Consider the following 6,195-nt stretch of genomic DNA (forward strand, 5'->3'; position numbering starts at 1 on the left):
GCTCGAGGCTCCTTAGGCGACTCCTTCCCGTGGCCTTCGACTACGCTCAGGCTGAACGGAGGTTGGGAGTGCCGATCAGAGCCTCCCGCTCCCCCTCTGCGTCCTCCGCGCCTCTGCGCGAAACCACAACTCCGCGCCTCCGCGTCTCCGCGCGAACCAAAACCCTTCGCGCCATCGCGGCTTCGCGTGAACCCAAAACCCCCGCCCCGCCCCCACCCTTGCCTTTTACCCAAGCCACGGCTACATCGCGTACCCATCCGAACAGCGCGGACGGACCTTTCGTCGCAGGCCCCTTGGGCAGGCGGCGGCGGACCCATGCCTCGCTGACAGTAATTTCAACGCAGGTGCGGGAACGGCACGAGTGGCGAAGACGACCCCCATCGAATTCCTCAACCAGGTCAAGACCGAGACCAAGAAGGTCGTCTGGCCGACGCGGCGCGAGACGGTGATGACCGGCGTGATGGTGGTCGTGATGACCACGATCCTGGCCATCTTCTTCCTGGCGGTCGACTCGTTCTTCGAGACGCTGGTCCGCACCCTGCTGTCGCTCGCGAAGTAAAAGGGTTCTCATGGCGCGCTGGTACATCATCCACGCTTATTCCGGTTTCGAGGGCAAGGTCCGCGACTCGATCATGGCCGAGGCGACCCGTCTGGGCCTCGACCATCTGGTCGACCAGATCGAGGTCCCGACCGAGACCGTGACCGAGGCCCGCCGCGGCAAGAAAATCGCGGTCGAGCGCAAGTTCATGCCCGGTTACGTGCTGGCCAAGCTCGACATGACCGACCAGGTCTATCACCTCGTCAAGAACACGCCGAAGGTGACCGGCTTCCTGGGCGCGATGGGCAAGCCGCAGGCGATCAGCGAGGGCGAAGCCACGCGGATGCTGAATTCCAAGGAAGAGGCCGCCGCCGCCCCGAAGCACAAGGTCAAGGTCGATTACGAGATCGGCGACGCGGTCAAGGTGCTGGAAGGTCCCTTCGCCAGCTTCAACGGCGTGGTCGAGGAACTGGATTTCGACAAGTCCAAGGTCAAGGTGTCGGTGTCGATCTTCGGTCGCGCGACCCCGGTGGAACTGGATTTCGAGCAGGTCGAACGCTCGAAGTAAGTTCGGACCATCCGACGAAACAGGGGCCGGGGCGGCAACGCCACCGGCCCTTTTTCGTATCGGGCTTCCCCACCCATCTTCCCCAACCTCCGTTCAAGCTGAGCGAAGTCGAAGCCCACGCCCCCACGCCCAGCCGCACACGAATCCCGTGCACTTCGACTTCGCTCAGTGCGAACGGAAGGCAGGACAAAGTCGCCTTGCTTTTTCCACCATTTTTTACTAAGAGCCCACGCTTCCCAAGCATCATGCGACGGAACCCTTGCGGGAGGGTGCGCTGGCGTACGCCACGCGCCCGTCACGACCGCTAGACTCGAAAAGAGAGTGACATGGCAAAGAAGATTACCGGCTATATCAAGCTGCAGGTCCCTGCAGGCGCCGCCAACCCCTCGCCGCCGATCGGCCCGGCGCTGGGTCAGCGCGGTGTGAACATCATGGAATTCTGCAAGGCGTTCAACGCGCAGACCGGCGAAGTCGAGAAGGGCACCCCGCTGCCCACCGTCATCACCGTCTATGCCGACCGTTCGTTCTCGTTCGAGACGAAGACCGCGCCTGCGACCTACCTCATCAAGAAGGCGGCCAACCTGAAGTCGGGCTCGAAGGAGCCGGGCAAGGTGTCGGCGGGCAAGATCGCGCGCTCGAAGCTCGCAGAAATCGCCCAGGTCAAGATGAAGGACCTGAACGCCAACGATATCGAGGCTGCGACCAAGATCATCGAAGGCTCCGCCCGCGCGATGGGCCTCGAAGTGGTGGAGGGCTAAGATCATGGCGAAGCTGACCAAGAAGCAGAAGGCCGTCCAGATCGACGCCGAGAAGCTGCACGGCATCGACGAAGCGATCACGCTGGCGCGCACCAACGCGACCTCGAAGTTCGACGAGACGATCGAAGTCGCCGTCAACCTGGGCGTTGACCCGCGTCACGCCGACCAGATGGTCCGTGGCGTCGTCACCCTGCCCAAGGGCACCGGCAAGACCGTTCGCGTCGGCGTGTTCGCCAAGGGCGCGAAGGCCGACGAGGCACGCGCCGCTGGCGCCGACGTCGTGGGTGCGGAAGACCTGATGGAAACCATCCAGGGCGGCACCATCGATTTCGATCGCTGCATCGCGACCCCGGACATGATGGGCGTCGTCGGTCGCCTCGGTAAGGTGCTGGGCCCCAGGGGCCTGATGCCGAACCCGAAGCTGGGCACCGTGACCATGAACGTCGCCGAAGCCGTCAAGGCGGCCAAGGGCGGTCAGGTCGAGTACCGCGTCGAAAAGGCCGGCATCATCCACTCGGGCATCGGCAAGGCGTCGTTCCCGGCGGAAGACCTGCGCGCCAACTTCGACGCGCTGGTCGATGCGCTCATCAAGGCCAAGCCGTCGGGCGCCAAGGGCAAGTATGTCCGCAAGGTCGCCGTCTCGTCGACGATGGGCCGCGGCATCAAGGTGAACGTCTCGGAAATCCCGGGCGCGTAATCGCCGCTGCCGAAAGGCGGACGAAATTGGGGGGTCGGAACCGTGGTTCCGGCCCCCTTTTCGTTGCGCCACGCGCCCGACCCGTCGATGACTGGCGGGATGCGCCCTCGGGTCGGGCCGAGGGCCGGGCGATCCAAGACCCCGGACTTCAATCCGTCAGCGGCCGATGGGCCGCCGCGATGGCTCGATCGGTACGAGCGGCGACCGCGCTGCCGATGGTGGGCGGCGCGCCCGCCATCGCCTCGCCCACGATCAGGATGGCGGGATCGGTCGCACTGATCGTGTCGACGAGGAACGCCAGCGCCGACAGCCGCCCGCGAATGACGCGCTCGGTGGGCAGCGAGGCGTTGACCACGACCAGGACCGGAGTGTCGGGGTGGCGGCCGGCGGCGACGAGTTGCTGGCTGACCGTCGCGGCGGCGGCGCGGCCCATATAGATCGCCAGCGTCGTATCGGGCGTCGCCAGCGTCCCCCAGTCGAGATCGAGCGGCGCGCCCGCCTGGGCATGCGCGGTGACGAAGGTCAGCCGGCGGGCCACCCCGCGCAGGGTCAGGCTGCTCCCCGCCGCCGCGACGGCGGCGCTGGCGGCGGTGATGCCGGGGCAGATGCGCACGGCCACGCCGGCAGCGGCGCAGGCGGCGACCTCCTCGGCCGTCCGCGCGAAGATCGCCGGATCGCCGCCCTTCAGCCGAACGACGCGCCGACCCGCCAGCGCCGCCGCGACGATCAGCGTATCGATCGTCCCTTGGTCCTTCGAATGGCGGCCCGATCGCTTGCCGACGCTGACACGCTCGGCATCGCCGGAGATGAGGGCCAGCACCTCCGCGCCGACCAAGGCGTCATAAAAGACGATGTCGGCCGCCGCGATCAGGCGCAGCGCCTTGCGCGTCAACAGGTCGGGATCGCCCGGCCCTGCGCCGACCAGCCAGACGGACCCGGCGGGAAATTCGTCATGCGGCATGGGTCGTCTCCTGGGTGAGCAGGCGGGTGAGCGCGGGGCGGCAGGACCCGCAATTCGTGCCCGCCCCGATCGCGGCGCCGATCGCCGCGACATTCATCAGCCGCCGGTCGCGAATGGCCGCGACGATCGTGTTGAGGCCGATGTCGAAGCAGGCGCAGACGATCGGCCCGCGATCCACCCCCGCCCCCGGCGCGCGCCCGGCGAGGATGGTCGGGGCCGCCTGCGCTTCGCTCAGTTGCGCGATCAGCCAGTCCCGCGCGGGCAGTTCGCCGCGTTCGGTCAGGAAGAGCGCGGCGGCGAGCCGTCCGTCGGCGAGCACCGCGATGCGCCGTGTGCCCCGCGCACGGTCGATCGCCTCGATCCGCTCGCCAGTGGGCAGGCAGGCGTCGATCCGCGATGGATCGCCATCGCCCGCCAATTCCCACAGGCTGCCCGCCGGCACCGCGACGCGCGTGGTCCAGAGACTTTCGGGGCGGCGGCGCGGTTCGCCGGCGACGATCAGAAAGCCGCGCCAGGTCGTCGCGACGGCGGCGATGGCGGCGGGCGTCGCCTTGAAGCCAGGCTGGCCTGAAATCGGATCGGCCAGCGGACGCGGCAGCAATCCGGTCCGCCCGCCCGAGGAGGTGCGATCGGTCCAGTGGATCGGCACGAACAGCTCGCCCGGCCGCTGCGCATCGGTCAGCCGTGCGCGGTAGAGGCTATCGCCCTGCGGCGTGGACACGCGCGCCAGCCCGCCATCGGCGATGCCAAGCCGCGCCGCGTCGTCGGGGTGAATCTCGACCAGCGGCTCGTCGCGATGCCGCGCCAGCTTGGGGGCCAGCCCGGTGCGGGTCATCGTGTGCCAATGATCGCGGTAGCGGCCCGTATTCAGGGTCAGCGGCCAGTCCTTCAACGGCGCGGCCAGCGGCCGTTGCCGAACGGGCACCAGCCGGGCGCGGCCATCGGGGGTCGGGAAGCGGCCATCGCCGAAGGGCGCGCCGCCCCAGCGGAACGGCGTCATCGCCTCATAATCCGCATTGCCGCCGCCGCCCCGCCCGGCCAGCGTGAACAATCGCGCGCCGTCATTCTGATAGGTCGAGAGGCGGACATGCTCCCGCCAGATGTCGGCGGGGCGATCATAGGAAAAGGCGGTCTTCCACCCCATGCGCCGCGCGACATCCGTGACGATCCGCCAGTCTGGTCTGACCTCGCCGGGCAGCGGGAAGATCGCGCGCTGGCGACTGATCGTCCGATCGGAATTGGTGACGGTGCCGTCCTTCTCGCCCCATGCGGCGGCGGGCAGGCGGACATGGGCAAAGGCACCGGTATCAGTGTCGGCCATCACGTCGCTGACCACGACGAAGGGACAGGCGGCCAGCGCCTCGCGGACACGCCCGGCATCGGGCATCGAGACGGCCGGGTTGGTCGCCATCACCCATAGCGCCTTGATCCGCCCTTCCCCGATGCTGCGGAACAGATCGACCGCCTTCAACCCCGGCCGGGCCGCGATGGTGGGCGAGGCCCAGAAGCGCTGGACGCGGGCGCGATTGTCCTCGGCGAAATCCATATGCGCGGCCAGGGTCGATGCCAGCCCCCCCACCTCTCGCCCGCCCATCGCATTGGGCTGTCCCGTGATCGAAAAGGGCTGCGCGCCGGGCTTACCGATGCGCCCGGTCGCGAGATGGACGTTCAGGATCGCATTGACCTGATCGGTACCGGCGAGGGACTGGTTCACGCCCTGGCTGAACAGCGTGACGGTGCGCGGCGTCACGGCGAACAGCTCGTAAAAGCGGCGGAGGTCGGCCACGGGCACGTCGCAGGTGCGGGCGACCGACCACACATCGCTCCCCGCTTCGATCCGACCCCAGAAATCATCGGGGACCGAGACGTGATCGGCCAGGAACGCCCGGTCCAGCACGCCCGCATCGCGGCACCAGGCGAGCAGGCCGTTCATCAACGCGACGTCGCTGCCGGGGCGGAGGGCCAGGTGGAGGTCGGCTTCGTCCGCGGTTTCGGTGCGGCGCGGATCGATGACGACCAGCCTGGCCCCCGCGTCGCAGCGGGCACGGATGCGCTGATAGACGATGGGATGGCACCAGGCGGTGTTCGATCCGACGAGCACGATCAGGTCGGCGTCGTCGATATCCGCATAGGTGGCGGGCACGATATCCTCGCCGAACGCGCGAATATGCCCGGCGACCGCACTCGACATGCACAGCCGCGAATTGGTGTCGATATTGGCGCTGCCGATAAAGCCCTTCATCAGCTTGTTGGCGACATAATAATCCTCGGTCAGCAACTGGCCGGAGACATAGAAGGCGACGCTGTCGGGGCCGTGGCGCGCGATGGTGTCGCGGAAGCGGCGGGCGACGAGGTCCAGCGCCTTGTCCCAGGTCGCGCGGCGCTTGCCGATCATGGGATGGAGCAGGCGGCCCTCGAGGCCGACCGTCTCGCCCAGATGCGTGCCCTTGGAGCAGAGCCGGCCGCGATTGGCGGGGTGGTCGGGATCGCCCTCGATGCGCACCTGCCGCTCGCCGGTGACGGTCGCGCGGATGCCGCAGCCGACGCCGCAATAGGCGCAGGTGGTGGGGATAGACGTCAAAGCCCCTCCCCTTCAGGGGAGGGGTTGGGGTGGGGCGGTTCAGCAGGCGCAACACTTGTGGTGAGGCCCCACCCCCAGCCAAAAAAAAAAAA

6 protein-coding genes are annotated in these 6,195 nt (G+C 67.9%); 4 read left to right on the forward strand and 2 right to left on the reverse strand.

The genetic code is table 11. The features are described 5' to 3' along the window. Window positions 1-361: 361 nt before the first annotated feature. The 4 genes from secE (at window position 362) to rplA (ending at window position 2,561) form a co-directional block, all read left to right on the forward strand. On the forward strand, window positions 362-559 hold the full coding sequence (secE, locus tag ACQKJZ_RS17390; protein ID WP_042491311.1) for a preprotein translocase subunit SecE: 198 nt from the start codon (window positions 362-364) through the stop codon (window positions 557-559). A 10-nt stretch (window positions 560-569) separates the two neighbouring features. Continuing rightward, a complete protein-coding gene (gene nusG / locus ACQKJZ_RS17395) occupies window positions 570-1,106 on the forward strand; it encodes a transcription termination/antitermination protein NusG (RefSeq protein WP_261268998.1) in 537 nt (178 codons plus the stop codon). A 326-nt stretch (window positions 1,107-1,432) separates the two neighbouring features. Then, a complete protein-coding gene (rplK, locus tag ACQKJZ_RS17400) occupies window positions 1,433-1,864 on the forward strand; it encodes a 50S ribosomal protein L11 (RefSeq protein WP_007407063.1) in 432 nt (143 codons plus the stop codon). A gap of 4 nt (window positions 1,865-1,868) precedes the next feature. Next, entirely contained in the window at window positions 1,869-2,561 is a 693-nt protein-coding gene (rplA, locus tag ACQKJZ_RS17405; protein ID WP_427732731.1) for a 50S ribosomal protein L1, read from the forward strand. Between the two features lie 148 nt (window positions 2,562-2,709). On the opposite strand, the gene cobA is transcribed toward rplA, so the two are convergent. Together cobA and ACQKJZ_RS17415 are read right to left on the reverse strand one after the other, a co-directional pair. Next, on the reverse strand, window positions 2,710-3,522 hold the full coding sequence (gene cobA / locus ACQKJZ_RS17410; RefSeq protein WP_427732733.1) for a uroporphyrinogen-III C-methyltransferase: 813 nt from the start codon (window positions 3,520-3,522) through the stop codon (window positions 2,710-2,712). Then, window positions 3,512-6,103 (reverse strand): molybdopterin-dependent oxidoreductase, encoded by a 2,592-nt coding sequence (locus ACQKJZ_RS17415; protein WP_427732735.1) that lies wholly within the window; start codon window positions 6,101-6,103, stop codon window positions 3,512-3,514. Before ACQKJZ_RS17415 ends, cobA begins: the two co-directional genes overlap by 11 nt. Window positions 6,104-6,195: the final 92 nt, after the last annotated feature.

The organism is Sphingomonas sp. NPDC019816 (assembly GCF_050274375.1).
Taxonomy (GTDB): domain Bacteria; phylum Pseudomonadota; class Alphaproteobacteria; order Sphingomonadales; family Sphingomonadaceae; genus Sphingomonas.